This is a genomic window from Kitasatospora sp. NPDC088783 (assembly GCF_044750705.1).
In the GTDB taxonomy this organism is placed as follows: Bacteria; Actinomycetota; Actinomycetes; order Streptomycetales; family Streptomycetaceae; genus Kitasatospora; species Kitasatospora fiedleri.
In genome coordinates this window covers 415915-433384 of record NZ_JBIVKJ010000002.1, presented here as the reverse complement: position 1 = coordinate 433384, position 17470 = coordinate 415915, and the positions used below count along the sequence as shown (strand labels likewise).

At 75.7% G+C, this 17470-nt stretch carries 18 protein-coding genes; 7 read left to right on the top strand and 11 right to left on the bottom strand.

The genetic code is table 11. The features are described 5' to 3' along the window. Window positions 1–58: 58 nt before the first annotated feature. Both ACIP60_RS06340 and ACIP60_RS06335 read left to right on the top strand, forming a co-directional pair. Complete coding sequence (locus ACIP60_RS06340; RefSeq protein WP_400681547.1) at window positions 59–1192, top strand: molybdopterin-dependent oxidoreductase; 1134 nt, start codon at window positions 59–61, stop codon at window positions 1190–1192. Between the two features lies 1 nt (window position 1193). Then, window positions 1194–1601 (top strand): hypothetical protein, encoded by a 408-nt coding sequence (locus ACIP60_RS06335; protein ID WP_400680641.1) that lies wholly within the window; start codon window positions 1194–1196, stop codon window positions 1599–1601. Here ACIP60_RS06335 and ACIP60_RS06330 read toward each other — a convergent pair. Next, a complete protein-coding gene (locus ACIP60_RS06330; RefSeq protein ID WP_400680638.1) occupies window positions 1573–2451 on the bottom strand; it encodes an S-methyl-5'-thioadenosine phosphorylase in 879 nt (292 codons plus the stop codon). The genes ACIP60_RS06335 and ACIP60_RS06330 overlap by 29 nt on opposite strands. A 169-nt stretch (window positions 2452–2620) precedes the next feature. Between ACIP60_RS06330 and ACIP60_RS06325 the strand changes: the two genes are divergently transcribed. Then, window positions 2621–2983, top strand: coding sequence for a MauE/DoxX family redox-associated membrane protein (locus ACIP60_RS06325; RefSeq protein WP_400680636.1), 363 nt, complete (start codon window positions 2621–2623; stop codon window positions 2981–2983). 7 nt (window positions 2984–2990) lie between these two features. Here ACIP60_RS06325 and ACIP60_RS06320 read toward each other — a convergent pair whose 3' ends face one another. Beyond that, window positions 2991–4301 (bottom strand): class I SAM-dependent methyltransferase, encoded by a 1311-nt coding sequence (locus ACIP60_RS06320; RefSeq protein ID WP_400680635.1) that lies wholly within the window; start codon window positions 4299–4301, stop codon window positions 2991–2993. A gap of 479 nt (window positions 4302–4780) precedes the next feature. Beyond that, window positions 4781–5353 carry a QsdR family transcriptional regulator gene (locus ACIP60_RS06315; protein ID WP_400680633.1) on the bottom strand — a complete coding sequence of 191 codons (573 nt, stop codon included), beginning with the start codon at window positions 5351–5353 and terminating at the stop codon, window positions 4781–4783. A gap of 95 nt (window positions 5354–5448) precedes the next feature. On the opposite strand from ACIP60_RS06315, the gene ACIP60_RS06310 reads away from it, so the two are divergent. Continuing rightward, entirely contained in the window at window positions 5449–6807 is a 1359-nt protein-coding gene (locus tag ACIP60_RS06310; protein ID WP_400680630.1) for a hypothetical protein, read from the top strand. A gap of 31 nt (window positions 6808–6838) precedes the next feature. Here ACIP60_RS06310 and ACIP60_RS06305 read toward each other — a convergent pair whose 3' ends face one another. Next, entirely contained in the window at window positions 6839–7516 is a 678-nt protein-coding gene (locus ACIP60_RS06305) for a GAP family protein (RefSeq protein ID WP_400680628.1), read from the bottom strand. Window positions 7517–7518: 2 nt separating this feature from the next. Next, entirely contained in the window at window positions 7519–8838 is a 1320-nt protein-coding gene (locus tag ACIP60_RS06300) for a DUF1254 domain-containing protein (RefSeq protein ID WP_400680626.1), read from the bottom strand. 153 nt (window positions 8839–8991) lie between these two features. Between ACIP60_RS06300 and ACIP60_RS06295 the strand changes: the two genes are divergently transcribed. Further along, window positions 8992–10386, top strand: coding sequence for a DUF1254 domain-containing protein (locus ACIP60_RS06295; RefSeq protein ID WP_400680625.1), 1395 nt, complete (start codon window positions 8992–8994; stop codon window positions 10384–10386). Window positions 10387–10603: 217 nt separating this feature from the next. Next, window positions 10604–12277 (top strand): SulP family inorganic anion transporter, encoded by a 1674-nt coding sequence (locus ACIP60_RS06290; protein ID WP_400680623.1) that lies wholly within the window; start codon window positions 10604–10606, stop codon window positions 12275–12277. A 203-nt stretch (window positions 12278–12480) separates the two neighbouring features. Here ACIP60_RS06290 and ACIP60_RS06285 read toward each other — a convergent pair whose 3' ends face one another. The 4 genes from ACIP60_RS06285 to ACIP60_RS06270 form a co-directional block, all read right to left on the bottom strand. Further along, complete coding sequence (locus ACIP60_RS06285; protein ID WP_400680620.1) at window positions 12481–13560, bottom strand: MerR family transcriptional regulator; 1080 nt, start codon at window positions 13558–13560, stop codon at window positions 12481–12483. After that, the gene (locus tag ACIP60_RS06280; protein ID WP_400680619.1) at window positions 13554–14036 is read right to left on the bottom strand and encodes a DUF427 domain-containing protein; all 483 of its coding nucleotides are present in this window, start codon (window positions 14034–14036) and stop codon (window positions 13554–13556) included. Before ACIP60_RS06280 ends, ACIP60_RS06285 begins: the two co-directional genes overlap by 7 nt. A gap of 29 nt (window positions 14037–14065) precedes the next feature. Next, on the bottom strand, window positions 14066–14656 hold the full coding sequence (locus ACIP60_RS06275) for a sigma-70 family RNA polymerase sigma factor (protein WP_400680617.1): 591 nt from the start codon (window positions 14654–14656) through the stop codon (window positions 14066–14068). A gap of 202 nt (window positions 14657–14858) precedes the next feature. Continuing rightward, complete coding sequence (locus ACIP60_RS06270) at window positions 14859–15422, bottom strand: DUF4383 domain-containing protein (protein ID WP_400680616.1); 564 nt, start codon at window positions 15420–15422, stop codon at window positions 14859–14861. 232 nt (window positions 15423–15654) lie between these two features. Between ACIP60_RS06270 and ACIP60_RS06265 the strand changes: the two genes are divergently transcribed. Further along, a complete protein-coding gene (locus tag ACIP60_RS06265) occupies window positions 15655–16203 on the top strand; it encodes a carboxymuconolactone decarboxylase family protein (RefSeq protein WP_400680614.1) in 549 nt (182 codons plus the stop codon). 30 nt (window positions 16204–16233) lie between these two features. Here the strand turns inward: ACIP60_RS06265 and ACIP60_RS06260 are convergent, their stop codons facing one another. Both ACIP60_RS06260 and ACIP60_RS06255 read right to left on the bottom strand, forming a co-directional pair. Beyond that, window positions 16234–16812 carry a copper resistance protein CopC gene (locus ACIP60_RS06260; RefSeq protein ID WP_400680612.1) on the bottom strand — a complete coding sequence of 193 codons (579 nt, stop codon included), beginning with the start codon at window positions 16810–16812 and terminating at the stop codon, window positions 16234–16236. After that, on the bottom strand, window positions 16809–17399 hold the full coding sequence (locus ACIP60_RS06255; RefSeq protein WP_400680611.1) for a hypothetical protein: 591 nt from the start codon (window positions 17397–17399) through the stop codon (window positions 16809–16811). The genes ACIP60_RS06260 and ACIP60_RS06255 overlap by 4 nt, the downstream gene beginning before the upstream one ends. Window positions 17400–17470: the final 71 nt, after the last annotated feature.

Below are 17470 nucleotides of genomic sequence, written 5' to 3'. Positions count from 1 at the left end.
CTTCGATGGGCCCGTGGACTCCGACCCCTCCCCCGCCCGGCGGCGCTTCGACCCGCCGCTGCCCGTCCCGCCCGCCGTGCTGCGGCGCGGCCCGTTCCGTCCGGGCGCGTTCCGCTCCGCCGCGCACGAGCCGCGTACCGCGGTGGTGCTCGGCCGGTGGCTGGGCGCGGCGCTGCTGCTGTGCTTCGCGACCGGTCTGGTCAGCCACCTGCTCCAGGACCCGCCGGGCTGGCTGGCACCGCGGCTGCCGTCCCGCCCGGTGAACGGCTACCGGGTCACCCAGGGGCTGCACGTGGTCTCCGGGCTGGCGGCGGTCCCGCTGACCGGCGCGAAGCTGTGGACGGTGTACCCGCGGCTGTTCGCCTGGCCGCCCGCCCGGAGCGTGCTGCACCTGCTGGAGCGGCTGTCGATCGCGCTGCTGGTCGCGGCGGTGCTGCTGGAGCTGTTCACCGGGCTGCTGAACACCCTCCAGTGGTACCCGTGGCCGTTCCCGTTCCGGCAGACCCACTACTGGACGGCGTGGACGGCGGTCGGCGCGCTGCTGGTCCACCTGGCGGTCAAGGCGCCGGTGATCGCCGCGCACTGGCGCCGGGCCGCCGCCGTCCCGCTGCCCGGGCGGCGGGCGGTGCTCGCGGCGACGGCCGCCGCCGTCGGCGCGGTCACCCTCACCACCGCGGGCCAGTCCGTGCCGTGGCTGCGCGCCCTGGACCTGTTCGCCCCGCGCCGCCCGGGCGCCGGGGGCCGGGGGCTGCCGGTGAACCGCACCGCCGCGCAGGCCGGGACGGGCGCCGTCCCGGCCGACTGGCGGCTGGCCGTCGACGGCCCGGCCGGCTACCGGATCGGCCTGGCCGAACTGCGCGCCCTGCCGCAGACCACCGCCGAGCTGCCGATCTCCTGCGTGGAGGGCTGGAGCGCGAACGCCCGCTGGACGGGCGTGCGGCTGACCGACCTGCTGCGCCGGGCCGGTGTCCCGGCCGGGTCGGCGGTGCGGATCACCTCCCTGGAGGAAGAGGGGCCGTACCGGGTCACCGAGATGCCCGCCGGGTACGCCGACGACCCGCTCACCCTGCTGGCCCTGGCCCTGGACGGCCGCCCGCTGACGCCCGACCACGGCTTCCCGGCACGGATCGTCGCGCCGAACCGGCCCGGGGTGCTGCAGACCAAGTGGGTCGCCCGGATCGAGGTGGTCTGAGGTGCGGATCTTCCGCGGTGCCCTGCTGCTCGGCGGCCTCGCCCTGCTCGCCTGCGGGCTGACCGGCCTGCTGACCGACCCGTACGTGACCGGCCCGCTCGGCGTGCTGCTGTGGGCGGCCGGGCTGCTGGTGCTGCACGACGGGCTGTGGCTGCCGCTGGTGTGCGCGGTCGGCGTGGCCGCGGCGGGCCGGCCGGTGCTGCGCGGCTGGCTGGTGGTGGCGGCGGCGGTGGGCGCGGTGGCCGTCCCGGCGGTGCTGCGGGCCGGGGACGACCACGGCAACCCGACCCTGCTGCCGCTGCCCTACCTGCGGAACTGGCTGCTGTTCCTGGCGGTGGGCGCGGCCGTGGCCGCGCTCACCGCCGTGGTCCGACGGGGGGTCAGGCGGGCACGCCGGGCAGGCCGGTGACCAGCCCGTCCAGGGCGTGCGAGCACGGGCAGTGCCGGACGGCGGGCAGCGCCTCCAGGGCCCCGAACAGGACGGTGCGCAGGCGCTCGACGTTGTGGGCGAAGACCTCCAGCACTTCGGCGTGGGTGACGCCCTCGCCGCTCTCGACGCCCGCGTCCAGGTCGGTCACCAGGGCCAACGAGGTGTAGCAGAGGCCGAGTTCGCGGGCCAGGACGGCTTCCGGGTGGCCGGTCATGCCGACCACGGACCAGCCGTTGGCGGTGAACCAGCGCGACTCCGCCCGGGTGGAGAAGCGCGGGCCCTCGATCACCACCAGGGTGCCGCCGTCGACGGGCTCCCAGGCGAGGTCGCGGGCGGCGGCCAGGGCGGCGGCGCGGCCGGCCGGGCAGTAGGGGTCGGCCATCGAGACGTGGACCACCTCGGGCACCGAACCGTCCGGCAGTATCCGGCCGTCGTAGTAGGTCTGCGCCCGCCCGGAGGTGCGGTCGACGAACTGGTCCGGCACCAGCAGCGTGCCCGGCCCGTACTCGGGGCGCAGGCCGCCCACCGCGCACGGCGCCACCACCTGCCGCACCCCCAGCGCGTGCAGCGCCCACAGGTTGGCCCGGTAGTTGATCCGGTGCGGCGGCAGCCGGTGGCCCCGGCCGTGCCGGGGCAGGAAGGCGACCCGCCGGCCGGCCGCCTCGCCGACGAACAGGGCGTCGGACGGCGGCCCGTACGGCGTCTCCACCCGCACCTCGACGGCGTCCCCGAGCAAGGCGTACAGCCCCGAACCCCCGATCACCCCGAGCTCGGCGCTCGGGACGCCGTCGGCGCGGGGCGGGTTTCCCTGTGCAGAAGCAGTGGTCATGCCCCCACCCTAAGGAGGGCGGGCGGCCGACCCGCCCAGGACGGCCTTACGGCTCGCTGACGGCTCCGGCCCCGGGGGCCGGAGCCGGGACCCGGGGTGTTCCCGAAGGGCGCCCACCGGGTCTACTGTTCGGTAACATCCCGCACCGCCCGGACGACCAGGAGAACCGATGACCGCCGACCGTTCCGCCCGCCTGCTGGGCGGCCTCCTGCTGGCCGCCGGAGTCGCGCACTTCGCCGCGCCGAAGCCCTTCGACTCGATCGTGCCGCGCAGCCTGCCCGGCGACCCCCGCACCTGGACCAGGGCGAGCGGCCTGGCCGAGCTGGCCGTCGGCGCGGCGGTGCTGCACCCGCGCAGCCGCCGCGGCGGCGGGCTGGCGGCGGCCGGGTTGTTCGCCGCCGTCTTCCCGGCCAACGTGAAGATGGCCTACGACTGGCGCCACCGCCCGGCCCCGCTGCGCGCCGTCGCGTTCGCCCGGCTGCCGTTGCAGGCCCCGCTGATCGCCTGGGCGCTGCGGGTCTCGCGCGGCTGACGGCCCCTCAGCCGCCGTACCATCCGGCGGGCCTGACGGTCGTGTCCGGTCCGCCGGGGCGGCGGGCGAGGATCTGGTCGACCCCCATCCGCCCCTCGGAGAAGGCCAGCGAGCTGCCCGCCGTGTAGAGCTGCCACAGCCGCACCGCGGGCCGGCCGACCAGGGCGGTGAAGCGGTCCTGGTGGCGGGTCAGGGTGTCCCGCCAGGCGTCGATGGTGCGGGCGTAGTGCGGGCGCATCGCCTCGGTGTGCAGCACCTCCAGGCCCGCCGCCTCGATCAGGTCGACGGTCTGCCCGAGCGGGCGCATGTGCATGTCGGGGGCGATGTACGCCTCGATGAACGCGCCGCCGCCGGGCGCGGCGGCCCCGCGCGACATCTGCTGGACCAGCAGCCGGCCGCCGGGGCGGAGCAGTCCGTGCAGCCGGGCGGCGAAGTCGGGGTACTGGTCCCGGCCGACGTGCTCGCCCATCTCCACGCAGCTGACGGCGTCGTAGGCGTCCGCGGCGATCTCCCGGTAGTCGCACAGCCGGACGTCGACCAGGTCGGCGACGCCCGCCTCGGCCACCAGCGACCGGGCGTGGGCGTGCTGGCGGGCGGAGAGGGTGACGGCGGTGACCCGGGCGCCGTGGTGGACGGCGGCGTGCCGGGCCAGCGCGCCCCAGCCGCAGCCGACGTCGAGCAGGCGGGTGCCGGGGCGCAGGTCGAGCTTGCGGCAGATCAGGTCGAACTTGGCCTGCTGGGCGGCCTCCAGGGACTGGTCGTCGGAGGTGTAGTAGGCGCACGAGTAGGCCATCGCCGGTCCGAGCAGCAGGGCGTAGAACTCGTTCGACAGGTCGTAGTGGTGGCTGATCACCGCCCGGTCCCGGCCCCGGCTGTGCAGGGCGCCGCGGACCCGGGCCCGGCCGCCGGGTCGGGGCGGCGGCGGTCCGACGGCGCCGAGCCGGGCGGCGGCGGACAGCAGGGCGGGCCAGCTGCCCGGGGACGGTCGGCCGAGCCGCCGTCCGGCGAGTTCCCGGCGGACGGCGGACAGGGCCTCGGCGAGGTCGCCCTCGACGTCGAGCTCACCGCTGATCCACGCGTCGGCCAGCCCCAGCTCGCCCGGCTGCCACAGCAGCCGACGCAACGCCCGGCGGTGGCGCACCACTACCTGCGGCCCGGTCGCCGGGCCGGTGGTCGAACCGTCCCAGAGCCGCAAGCCGAAAGGTGGCGGCCCTCCGAGCAGCTCCTGGAGCACCGGGGCCAGCACCTCGGCGGCCCCGGTGCGCGCGCCCGCGCGCCGTTCGGGTGCCGGGCTGTTTCGGGTGGCAGGTACGGTCATGGGTCCCCTCCGCCGGACGGGCCGCCGGGCGGCCTCGCGCTGGTGTCTGCTCCCCGGGTTCGGAGCCGACCGCCCCGCGGATCGGTCACCCGCGCCACGAATCGGCCGCCCCGGCCTCCGGCCGCGGCCCCGGCGGCGGCTCGGGCCGACCGGACGGGCGGTCCGGCGGAGCGGCTCGGCGGGCGTCGTCGTCCCGGTCCCGGGAGGTGCCGGTCGAACGGGAGTCCGGTCGGGCGAGGGGTCCGTGCGCGCCGGGGGCCCGGAGCCGGAGCGACGGCGGTCTCCGCTCCTGCAGCGTCACCCCCGGTGCCGACGGCGTGCCCGACCCGCCCCGCCCGCCGGGCGGTCGGCGCTGCTCAGCGCTGCTCAGCGCTGCCCGGCGAGCCCACTGCGGGGCTCCGAGCTGCGAAAACGCCTCCGCTCCCGCTCGGCCGTCCGCGCGCCCCAGGGGCGCCGCCGCGGTCCCACCCGCGGCGGTGTCAGGCCGTTGCGTCGAGCAGGTGGCGCATCAGGGCGACGGCGCGGTCGATCGCGGGCTCCTCGCCGATCACGATGGGCGCCCACTCCAGGGCGGTGGCCAGCTGCACCATGATCTCGATCTGCTCGGGCGCCGGGGTGGCGCCGTCGGCGGCGAGGGCCCGGGTGAAGCCGGTGCGCAGCGCCCGGCTGACGGCCTTGCCGTCGGCCATCAGCACCCGCAGGGCGGCGGCGGGTTCGGCCACGGCGAAGGTCCGCAGGGGCGGGAAGTCGGCGGTGACCTGCATGAAGCGGCGGATCGCCTCGAGTCCGCGCCGGTCGCCGGTGCCGCGGCCGTCGGCGACCAGCTGGTCCCAGGTCTGCTCGGCGAGGCCGGCGAGCACCTCGCCGACCAGGCCGTCGCGGTCGCCGAACCACCGGTACAGCGTGGTGCGGCCGACGCGCAGCGCGGCGGCGAGTTCGCGCATGTCGATGCGTTCGGCGCGCAGGAACCACGCGCGGGCCAGGCGCAGCGCGGCGTCCCGGGTCGCCCTGCCCGGGCCGTCCTGAGCGCGGGGGTGTTCCGACTCTGCCATGTGGAACATTATTGACGAGTGTTCCACCGGGGGGCTAGCGTCCCGTCGCAACTCGCCGGTAACGAAGCCGTGCGCATCCAGAGGAGCCCCCCACCATGCCTTCTCTCCGTGGAAAGATCACCGCGACGGGCGCGGCCGCAGCCCTCGCCCTCGGCGTGACCGTGCTGGCCCCGCCCGCCCTCGCCGCCGCCCACGGCGGCCGGACCGACCAGGGCCGGGCCGCGGCCGACTGCTTCTGGTTCGGCCCCACCCCCAGCCTCGCGAGCCGCGAGCAGAACTACGCCTACCCCGACAGCGGTGCGACGTACTGGGCGGCGATGTTCACCCTGCCGGTCGGCGCGACGCTGACCTTCGACGGCGAGTACGCGCACGCCCGCTACCAGTCGCTGAACAGCTACGACGTCACCACCCACGTCCCCACCGACGCCCTCAACGACGTCTCCACCGCCCCCGACCCGGGCTCCCGCAACCCGTACCTGCCCGGCGCCCTCCGCGCGGGCGGGACGCACCGCTCGTACACCGCGACCGTGCTGGGCGAGCAGCGCCCCGCCGACCCGGCCGCCCGGGCCGCCAACACGCTCTACGCCGGGGTGCCGGGCCAGCGCGACATCGCCCTGCTGTACCGCGTCTACCTGCCCGACCGGGGCCGCGACGCCACCGGCGGCACCGGGCTGCCCCGGCCCTCGCTGCACCTGGCCGACGGCACCACGGTGACCGGCCGGGCCGCCTGCGACGCCGTGCGGGCCCAGCACCGCGCGACCCTGCCGCTGACCTCGCTGGCGCCGGACACCTACCGGGCGCTGCGCGACCAGCCCGGCAAGCCCGCCGGCTTCCCCGCGGACCCGTCGCCCGTCTGGCACACCTTCTACAACTCGGCCACCACCATCGCCTGCGCCTTCCAGGGGCAGTGCGGCGGTACGCCCGCCAAGAGCGGCGGCCAGTACTCCAACCGGGACAACGAGTACGTCAGCGTCGAGGTCAGCCGGGCCTACGGCAGCGTCCTCGTCCTGCACGGCAAGCTGCCCAGGACCCCCGCCACCGTCGGCCGCCAGCCCTTCGTGGCGACCCGCACCGACCTGCGGTACTGGTCGCTGTGCAGCAACGAGTCGGTCGCCACCACCGCCGCCGTCGGCTGTCTGGACGACGAGGACCTGGTCACCGACCGGGACGGCGACTACACCGTCGTCCTGAGCCTGCCGCAGGACCGCCCCCGCAACGCGACCAGCGCGAACGGCGTCAACTGGCTGAGCCTGTCCCCGCGCGGCGACGGCGCCGGCCACCTCGACAACTCCATGCTCATCCTGCGCAACATGCTGCCCTCCGCCGCCTTCGGGCACGCCGTGCAGGACACCCGCGTGCCGGGCGACGAACGCGCCGTCATGGGCCCCTACCTGCCGACCGCCGCCTACACCACCACCGCGGCCTTCGAAGCCCTGGGCCGCCACCCGAGGTGACCCGTCGGGGGCGGCGATCCGCGCGGTCGCGTCAGGCCAGGGTGGTGAGGGCGTCGCCGACGTACTTGGCGCCGAGGATGCCGAGGACGGTGGTCATGACGGCGGCGTTGTGGACGGACATCCAGGCCTTCCAGCCGTCGAGGGTCCCGGCGGAGCGCTCGCCGCCCAGCAGGTAGACGGCCAGCGGCAGGGTGGTGCAGAGCGAGGCGACGACCACCATGAGGACCGCCGCGACGGTCCTGCCGCCGGTGCCCGCGCCGCTGCCCGCGATCGCGAGGGCCCCGCCGACGACCAGCACGAGGTTCTTGGGGTTGGCGACGGCGAGGGCGGCGGCCAGGCCGACGGACTTGACGGGGGTGAACCGGTCGATCGCCGCCATCCACCCCGGCGGGGCGGCGACGCGGCCCTCCCGGGGGCGGCCGGTGAACTGCTTGACGGCCAGCAGGACGAACAGCACGCCCAGCGCGAGCTTCACCCAGCCGGTCCAGGCGGCCGGGGTGCCGTCGTCGCCGGCGGCGTCGGCGCCGGAGCCGAGCAGGACCAGGAGGGCGGTGGCGGCGGCCAGCGCGAAGGTCCAGCCGGCGGCGAAGGCGATGCCGTTGGTGCGGCCCTCGGGCGTGGCGAGCATCAGGATGACGGCGATCAGCGGCAGCGGGCTGATCGCGATGCCGACGGCGGAGGGCAGCATCTGCCCGATCGCGTCCCCCACGGTCAGCTCCCCGCGGTCAGGGCGGGCAGCGTCCAGGTGCCGTCCAGGACCGCGGTCCCGGGGCCGTAGATCCGGACGATGACGGTGAACGGCCCCCGGGGGGCGGGCAGCCAGTTCGCGGCCCGGTCCGGGTCGGCGGGACGCGCGTGCTGGACGTACAGGGTCAGGCCGCCGTCCTCGTCGTGGACCAGGCCCGGGGTGCGGTCGCCGATGGAGTACCGGTCGATCGGGTTGTCCACCAGCAGGCGCTCGGGCAGCCGGTACAGGGTGGCCGACCAGAAGAACCGGGCCCCGGGCAGCCGGTCGGCGGGGAAGTGGACGGTGTAGTCGCGGTCCGCGGCGTTCGGCGGCCGGTTGCCCGCGCTGTCGGCGACCCAGCCGCCGTACCAGGCTTCGGCGGCGGGCAGGCCGTACAGGCCCTTGTCCGCGGCGACCGAGCGGGTCAGGTAGTCCTCGCCCACCTGCTCGCGGGTGCCGAAGAAGGAGCTGGAGTCGGTCGCGGAGTCCAGCACGGCGGCCAACTGCCCGCGGCCGTCGGCGATGCCCGCCTCCATCGCGGCCCGCACCTCCGGGGAGAGGGCGGCGGGCTCGAAGGTGCCGGAGCCGTCGACGCCGAGGGCGGCCAGGCGCCCGCGCAGGTCCCGCTGGGAGGGCAGGACGGGGAAGAAGCCGAGCAGGAAGTCCAGCACGGTGAAGAACTCGATGCTCGTGCCCGCCTCCTCCCGCCAGACGGGCCAGTCGGGCTCGGGCGCGGGCGCCGGGGCGTCCTGGCCGGTGTACGCGCTCAACGGCCGCAGCCGGTACCGCTCCTGAACGGCCCGCAGGTCCTCGACGTCCGCGTCGGTGGTCCCGGCCAGGTAGGTCCGGCCCAGACAGCCCACCAGCTGGGTGTCCGCGCGCAGCACCCCCGTGATCCCGTCGGGGACCGCGCCGTCCCACCCGGGCCCGGCCAGTAGGTGGTCGCCCGCCTCCTGGCCGGTGGTGCGCGCGCCGACGAACCCGACGTAGGTGGTGTCCAGGTCGTGGAAGGGCAGCACGTAGTAGCGGTCCATCGCCGGCACCGACACCACCCACGGCTCCGCCCGCAGGTCCAGCCAGCACCACGAGTACGGGGTGTCGTTGTTCGGGGTGACCACGTCGGTGTTCTCCGGCCGCGACGGCTGCGGGTAGTGCCGGAACGTCCCGAACCCCCCGACGTAGCGGTGGTCGTCCGCGTCGACGGCCTGCCGGTACAGCGTGCGGTAGTTCTCCAGCACCGGATGCCCGTACACCCAGCCCTGCGCCGCCGTCGCCCGTACCGCGTCCAGATCCATGCCGCTCATCAGCCGTCCTCATGTCGGGTCGATACGTCTCGTGCTCCTCGCGGTGATCGTAGGGACGCGGCCACCGGCCCGCAGGGCGACACGGTGCCGGGGCATCCGGCCGCGCCCGGGGCCCGGAATGCGAGGGGCGCGGTTCGCCCGTAGCGTCTGGGCATGGGCGATGACGTGCGACTTCCCGGCAGGCTCGGTTCGGTCCGGATGACGGGAGAGCTCCCGGAACGGGCGGATCTGGGCCTGGTGTTCGACGAGCTCGACCACCAGATGGCCTGTCAGGCGTACCTGTGGGCACTGCCGTTGGTGTCCTACGCGCAGTGGCAGAAGGTGCACCGGGAGGTGTTCGGGGCGGGCCCGTTCGACCTGGTCCACTACGTCACCTACCGGGACCGGCTCGGGCTGATCACCGCGAACGCCACCACCCCCTACATCCTGAACTTCATCGACCTCGCCGCCACCGGCCCGCTGGTGATCGAGCTCCCGGCCGGGCCGACCGCCGGCGGGGTGTCCGACTTCTGGCAGCGCGAGATCGCGGTGATGGGCGAGATGGGCCCCGACCGGGGCCGAGGCGGCCGCTACCTCGTCCTCGCCCCCGGCCAGGACGCCCCGGCGGACGCCGAGGACCTGCGGTTGCTGACCTCCACCGGCACCAACATCATGTTCGGGTTCCGCACCCTGGACCCCGACCCGGTCCGCGCCAAGGAACTCGTGGACGCGGTCCGCCTCTACCCCCACGGGCAGCGCGAGAGCACACCCGCCACCCGCGTCGTCTCTCCCGACGGCCGCCCGTGGTCGGGCGACCAACCCGGAGGGCTGGAGTACTGGGAGCGCCTGCACGCCATCTACCAGGACGAGGTCGTCGACGAACGCGACCGCTTCTACCTCGCCATGCTCAAGCAGCTCGGCATCGAGAAGGGCAGGCCCTTCACCCCCGACGAGCGCCTGGTGCGCCTCCTCACCGAGGCGAGCGCGGCGGGCGAGCTGATGGCCCGGGTGAACACCTTCGCCAAACGCTTCGACGGCTCACGCTACTGGGACGACCGGCAGTGGGACCTGGCGCTGATGCTGGACCGCTCCGACCAGCGCGCCGAGCACCACGACCAACTCCTGGAACGCGCGGCCTGGTTCTACGAAGCCGTCAGCTTCTCCGCCGCCATGAAGAGCCGGACCCCCGGCCAGGGCCAGGGCTACCTCGCCGCCTACACCGACGACCGCGGCGAGTGGCTGGACGGCGGCCGCGCCTACACCCTGCACGTGCCCGCCGACGTCCCCGCCAGGCTGTTCTGGTCCGCCACCGTGTACGACACCGCCACCCGCTGCCTGATCGACAACCCGCAGCAGCGCGGCGACCGCGGCTCCCGCGATCCCGAACTCGCCCGCAACGCCGACGGCTCGGTCGACCTCCACTTCGGCCCCGAACCCCCGCCCAGCGGTGAGTCCAACTGGGTGCAGACCCTGCCCGGCAAGCACTGGTTCTCCTACTTCCGCTTCTACGGACCCCTCGAGTCGTACTTCGACCGCAGCTGGAAACTCGGCGACATCACCCCCGCCTGACGCACCGGCCCCTCCCGGTCCCCCCGACTGCGGCCCGCGCACCCACCGTGCGGCCGACCGCCAAGGGCACCGGGACGCGGTGCGACGAGCAGACCGTGCGCCACACAGACGGGAGAGCAGTGTGGGTGACCAGCCCGGCCCCGACCCCGACCCCGGCCCGGGGGACGTGCCCCGCAGGGCCCACCGGTCGAGGTCGGGGAGGCCGACGCCGTCAGACGTGTCGTCAGGTCTGGTCACCGGCCTGTTCTCCATCCCCGAGGGCATGGCGTACGCGGCGATCGCCGGGTTCGACCCGGTCGCCGGGCTGTTCTCCGGCGTCGTCCCCGCCGTCGTCGGCTCGCTCGCCGCCCGCACCGTGCTGATGGTCACCACCCTGACCAGCGCCATCGCGCTCACCGCGCAGAGCGTCCTGACCGACGCCGGCCTCGACGCCGCCGACGCCGGGAACGTCGCGATGCTCGCCCTGACGACCGGGGCGGTGATGCTGGTGCTGGGCGTGCTGCGGCTCGGGGTGGTGCTGACCTTCGTCTCCAACGCGGTGATGACCGGGTTCTCCGTCGGCATCGCCCTGCAGATCGTCACCGGCGTCCTCAAGGACGCCACCGGCTACCGGCCGCACGGGCACAACAAGCTCGCACAACTCGCCGACTGGCTCGCCCACATCGGATCCTGGCAGCTCGCCGCGACCCTGACCGCCACCGCCACCGTCGCCGTCTGGGCACTCGCCCACGCGGCGCGGCGGCTGCGCACCGTCGCGCTGCTGATCGCCATGGTGGTGGTCAGCGTCGCCGTCGCGGTGCTCGGCACCGACGTGGAGCTGGTCGGCGGCATCGCCGACATCCCCTCCGCGCTGCCGCACTTCACCGCTCCCGCCTGGTCGGCCCTCCCCCACCTGATCGGCGGCGCGGTCTCCATCGCGTTGGTCGCCCTGGCCCAGGCGGCGGGCATCTCGCCGAGCGTTCCCAACCCCGACGGCTCCAAGCCGGACACCGACCGGGACTTCACCGCCCAGGGCCTGGCCAACGTGGCGGGCGGGCTGTTCCAGTCCCTGCCGGTCGGCGGGTCGCTCTCCCGCACCGGCGTCGCCGTCTCGGCGGGCGCCCGCACCCGTTGGGCCGGGATCTTCTCCGGCCTCTGGCTCGCCGCGATCGTCCTCGCCCTCGCACCGCTCGCCGAGCACATCCCGATGCCGGTCATCGGCGGCCTGATCCTCGTCGTCGGCGCCGAACTCGTGGCCGGCAAGGTTTCCGACGTCCGGCTCGTCCTGAGGACCTCGCCGCTGTCCGCCGCCGCGATGATCCTCACCTTCCTGGCCACCACCCAACTGCCCCTGCAACAGGCGATCGTGCTGGGCGCGGTGCTGTCCCTGCTGATGTACTGCGCGCAGGCCGCCCGCCGGTCCCGTCTCCTCGCCCTGGAGCCCGCGGGCGACGGCCGCTGGCGAACCGCCGCCCCACCCGCCCGGCTCGCCCCCGGCCGGGTCACCGTCCTGGACTACGACGGGGTCAGCCTGTTCGCCGAACTGCCCCGGATCGAGCGGCACTGGCCCGCCCCCGCACCGGACGCCGTCCTGATCCTCGTGCTCCGCGCCCTCCCCGACGTACCGTCGTCCGCCATGATCAAGCTGCTGCGCCGCAAGGCCGACGAACTGCACCGGGCCGGCGGCCGGCTGGTCCTCGCCGGAGTCCAGCCCCCGCTGGCGAAGATCGCCGCCGACACCGGACTCGCCGAACACCTCGGCCCCGGCGGCATCGTGCCCGCCACCGGCGTCCTCTTCGGCCCGCTCGAATCCGCCCTCCGCGACGCAGACTCCTGGCTCGCCACCCGCCCGGGCACCCCGCCCCGGCCCCGCCCCGACACCGACGGGCCGGGTCCGGCACCCCCGCCGTAGCGATACCCGGGCCGGCCCGGAACGCCACACCGGCGGCACCGACGTGCGCCTCGCCGCCCCGGGGATGCAGGCAGAGCCCGCAGTGCACCGCGTTCCGACGGCCGCTCGGCGGCATCCGGACCGGTACCGTCGCCTCCGCTCGCGGGTCGTCCGCACGGCGGCGAGCGCTCGGCCCGCGCTGTGAAGCGGCTCAGCGGGGTGGCTCAGCGGGGCGGCTCAGCCGGGCGGGTGGTGGGCGGCCGGTCGGTGAAGGACTGTTCGATCAGGTCCAGCGCCGCTTCGAGCGTGCGGGGGCGGCCGGTGGGGGCGGGCGGGTCGTGGCGGTGCCAGCCGGGGCCGGCGGCGACGACCAAAGAGCGGGTCCGGGAGCCGGGCGGGCCCCAGACGGCTCGGTCGACCTGGCGGGCGAGGAGCGGGTCCGCGGTGCGCTCGCTCTGCGACCAGAGCAGGACCGCGGAGGGGCCCAGGCGCTGGACGGCGTCGAGCAGGGCCCGGGCCGGGACGGTCGCGCCGAGCATGCGGTAGGGCAGTCCCCGGACGGCCATGCCGGCCGCCACCGCCTCCAGCGGCAGGGTGTGCTGCTCGGCGGGCATCGCCGCGAGCAGGACGGGCGGCCCGGACCGGAAGCGGGCCGGGGTGACGGCCACCGCGCGCAGCGCCGCGGAGACGTGCCAGGACAGCAGGTGCTCGACCTCGACGTACTGCTCGCCGTCGGCGGCCCACTTCCGGCCGGCCGCGCGCAGCGCGGGCATCATCACCTCGGTCCACGCCCGTTCGGGACCGAGCTCGGCGAGGGCCAGCCGCAGGATGTCGGCGACCTCGGGGCCGTCCAACCGCACGGCCGCCCGGGCCAGGCCCCGGCACTCGGGCCGGACGGTGCCCACCGGCATCGCGCGGCTGCCGCCGGGCGGACGGGGGCCGGGCCCGGCCGGGGCCGCCGCGGACGCGGGGTCGGGCCGCGCGGGGCCGGGCTCCGGCGGCCGGGCGGCGCGGGCGGCCTCCCCCGGGGGGACGCCCCGGGAGGTGAGGCGGCACATCTCCTCCAGCAGGGCGATGTCCGCGGGGCTCCAGCGGCGGTGCCGGCCCGGCTCCCGGTGGGAGGGGCCGATCCCGTACCGGCGCTCCCAGGAGCGGACCGTGGTGGGCGACACGCCCAGCCGCCGGGCGACCGCCCCGGTCGACACCCCGGCCAGGGCGTCGTCCGCCGGATCGTGGTCAGGGCGCGGGCCGCCGGTGTCCGTCGTGACGAGGGCCCGGCCTCCTGCCGCCGTCTCGTTCACCATCGGGACGTCCCGGGCGCGCCCTTGAACGGGCCGGTGATCTCGTCGGTGATCCAGCCGCCGTAGAACCCGCCCTGCTGCGGCCGGACGGTCTCGCCGTCCACCGTGCAGCGGTCCACCCGGTCCGGGTGGAACGCCAGGTGGTCGCGGAGCGCGCGGTAGCCGGGCAGCGGCTCGGGGTAGCTCCAGGCGGCCCGGGGCGACAGCCGCCCGTCGGCCAGCGCGTTCCAGTACCGGGCGCGGCCCTTCCACTCGCACAGGGTGCCGCCGTCGGCCGGCCGGAGCAGGGCCGTCGCCACGTCGGGGCGCGGCAGGTAGAACACCGGCGGGTGGCTGGTCTCCAGCACGCGCAGGGCCCGGCGGGTGGAGGCGAGCAGCCGCCCGGCGAAGAAGACCTCGACGAGCCGGCCGTCGGGCACCAGGGCGGGCGGTCTGGGGTAGTCCCAGACCGATTCGGTCGGACGGTCCTCGTGGTGCACGGTTCTCCTCCTCACCCGTCCCCGCGGCCTCACGCCTCGTCGAAGGCCGCGCGCAGCCGCAGCAGGCCGTCCCGCATCCGGCTCTTGACGGTGCCCAGCGGGACGTCGAGGAGGGCCGCGATCCGGCTCTGCGAGTAGCCGCCGTAGTAGGCGAGCACCAGGGCCTCGCACTGGGCCCGGCCGAGGGCGGCCAGGGCCTGCCGCACCCGGGCCGCCTCCATGGACCGCTCGACCTCGTCCGCCACCGGCTCGGCGGCCGGCGCGGTCGCCGTCCGGTCGGCGCGGACCACGCGTTCCTCGCGCTCGGTGCGGGCCCGCACCGACCTGACCCGGTCGACGGCGCGCCGGTGGGCGATCGTGCCCACCCAGGCCGCGGCCGAGCCGCGCTCCGGCCGGTAGGACGGCGCCGAGCGCCAGACCTCCAGCAGCGCCTCCTGCGCGACCTCCTCGGCCTGCCAGGCGTCGCGCAGCACCCGCAGGGCGATGCCGTGGACGGTGGGCGCGATCTCCTCGTACAGGTCCGCGTACGCCGCGCGGTCGCCGCGGGCGGTGCGCTCCAGCAGGTGCCGGAGCGACTCGGCGCGGCCGGGGCGGGACGTCGTGGTCGAGGTGGCTGACATGCTCCGCACGCTCCTCGCCCGCAGCGTTTCCCGCCACTTGCAGCGTTGTCGCATCGATCCGTGCAGCGTTCGCCGGTACGTTCGCCGTCGCGTTCGCCGGTGCGGCGGTCCCGGCCCGGCGCGGCGGCGGGCCCGCACGGCGGCGGGCCCGCACGGCGGCGGGCCCGCGTGGTGGCCGGGCCGGTGTCCGGGCCCGGCCCGGTCAGAGCGCCGGGGGGCGGTGGCCGGTCCCGGCCGCGAGGGTTCCGGGGCGGGCGTCGGCCGGGTCGATCGCGCGGGGCCGCGCGGCGGCGTCCGGTGCGGTCGATTCGGGGTGGCGGTGGCGCCAGTACGGGTTGTCGTACGGCAGTCGGCCGCTGACCCGCCCGTACATGCCGAAGGTCGCGATGAGCAGGCCCATCGCGAAGCTGAAGACCACGTTGGGGATGCGGAACGCCAGCACGTTGGCGCCGGAGTCGAGCAGGGCGAGGTTGACGAAGCCGCTGAGCACGAACAGGGTGCCGACCACGATGTTGACCGTCGAGGCCGTGGTGCCGCCGATCGCCGCGCCGACGATCAGCACCACGGCCGTCACGATCGACACCAGGCTGAGCAGGCCGTTGCTCGACAGCCCGGCGACGCTCTCGCCCCGGGTGCTGAAGAACGCCAGGCCGTCGGCCAGGCCCAGGCAGCCGAACACCAGCAGCACGACACCGCACAGGCCCGCGCCGAACCGGTACACCCGGGCGAGGGGGTGGTCCACGGGAAGCTCATCACGGAAGTCCATGACGACTCTCTCCTTCGACAGGGGAGGCGGGTGCCTCCGCCCTCCACCGTCGGGGCCCGGCCCGGCCGGGGGAAGTCGCAGCGTTCCCGCATCGAAGTGGCCGGGGGCGGCCGGGGACGGGCGGGACCGGGCGGGGACGGTCGAGAGGGCAACCTGGGAGTGGGCGGCGGGGCGGCCCGGGCCCCAGCATGGACCGTCCGTTCCGTCCGGCCGACCCCGCGGGAGAACACCCATGCCTCACATCAGCATCACCAACGGCCTTCCGGGCATCAGCGGCCTGATGGCCCAACGCCCGGACACCGCAGCCCCGTTGAACCAGCTCGCCGAGACGCTGCTGCGCAGCCCGGCGTCCTCCGCACTGAGCCGGGGCGAGCGCGAGCTGATCGCGGCCTACACCTCGGAGCTCAACGAGACGGAGTTCTGCGCGCAATCGCACAGCGCCTTCGCCGCGGCGCAGCTGGACGGCGGTGCGGAGCTGGTGAAGGCGGTGCTGCACGGGCTGGACGAGGCGCCCGTCACCCCGAAGCTGCGGGCGCTGCTGCGGATCGCCGGCGCCGTCCGGGGGCCGGTCCGGGCGCTGCCGGCGGAGCTGGTGGCGGAGGCCCGGGCGGCCGGGGCCGACGACGGGCAGATCCACGACACGGTGCTGATCGCGGCGGCGTTCTGCCTGTTCAACCGGTACGTCACCTGCCTGGACACCGAGCTTCCGGCCGACCCCGGTTACTACGAGGAGGGCGCGGAGCGGATCGTCGCCCGCGGCTACGCCCCGGCGGCCGGCTGACCCCGCGGGGCTCCCCGCCCCCCGGCCCGGTCAGCGGACCGGACGGGGGGTGCGGGGTCGGCGGAGCCGGGGGCGGCGGAGCATCAGGAGGAGGGCGCCGGGCAGCAGGACGGCGTCGACGGCGAGCAGCAGCAGGTTCCAGGCGCCGTCGACGGCGTGGCTGTGGGCCGGTGCGGTGTCCTCCGCGAGGGGGGTGCCGGGGCGGGGGGCGGTGGTGGTGCCGAGGTCGAAGGCGGTGGTGCCGGAGACCTCGCGGTCGGTGTCCAGGACGAGCCGGTAGACGACGCGGTAGGTGCCCGCGGCGTCGGTGCGGACCTGGGCGACCAGGCGGCGGCCGTCCAGGCGGGGCGGGCCGTCGGTGACGGGGGTGCCGTCGGGGCCGTTGACCTGGAGGTAGACCGCCGAGGGGTGGAAGTCGTCGCCGGAGAAGGTCAGGGCGACCTCGCCGGGGGCCCGGGTGAGGGCGCTGCCGTCGGCCGGGGTGATGCCCGCCAGCCGGACCGGCTGGCGGGCGCTGATCCAGAGGAGTCCGACGAGCAGCAGGACGGCGAACGCGGTGCCGAGGAGCAGGACGCGCTGGAAGGGGCGCCGCGGTGCGGGGGTGCTCACGCGAGGGCCGCGGCCTCGTGCTGGTGGGCGGCGGGCCGGCAGCTGCACGTCATCGCAGCCAGTTCGGTCCGGCTGGGCCGCAGGTGGTAGTACATGCCGATCACCATCGGGATGAAGACGATGGTGTTGTAGAAGAGGTGCAACTCGACCCGGGGGAAGGCCAGTTGGAGCACCGAGGTGGCAACCGGCTTGCCGAACAGGAAGTGCCCGGTCTGGGCCTGGAGCAGCAGGAGCAGGTGCTCGATGTGGTGCCAGAACTGGATCGCCAGCGCCACCGTCCACCAGGTGCGGCCCCGTCCGACGAAGCCGGGGCGCAGCAGGAACAGGCCGATCAGCATGACCAGGGCGTAGCCGTAGTGCATCCACTCCGAGGTCACCAGCCACGGGAACGCGTACCCGAGCAGCCCCTTGGACTTCGGGACCGGCCAGCCGAGGCCCCAGATCTGGTACGCCTGCGCGAGGTGCTCGGCCCAGTGGCCGAGCACCACCACCAGGAAGACGTTCAGTGCGGCGCGGTGCGATCCGTGGTTCAGGTGGCCGACCGGCCCCTGGGAGCCGGTTCTCGACGGTGCGGTGTGCGTCGTCATCGGTCTGGATCTCCTAGCGGAGGGAGGGATGCGGGAGCTCGGCCGGCACGCTCGGTGGCGGCGCGTGCCCC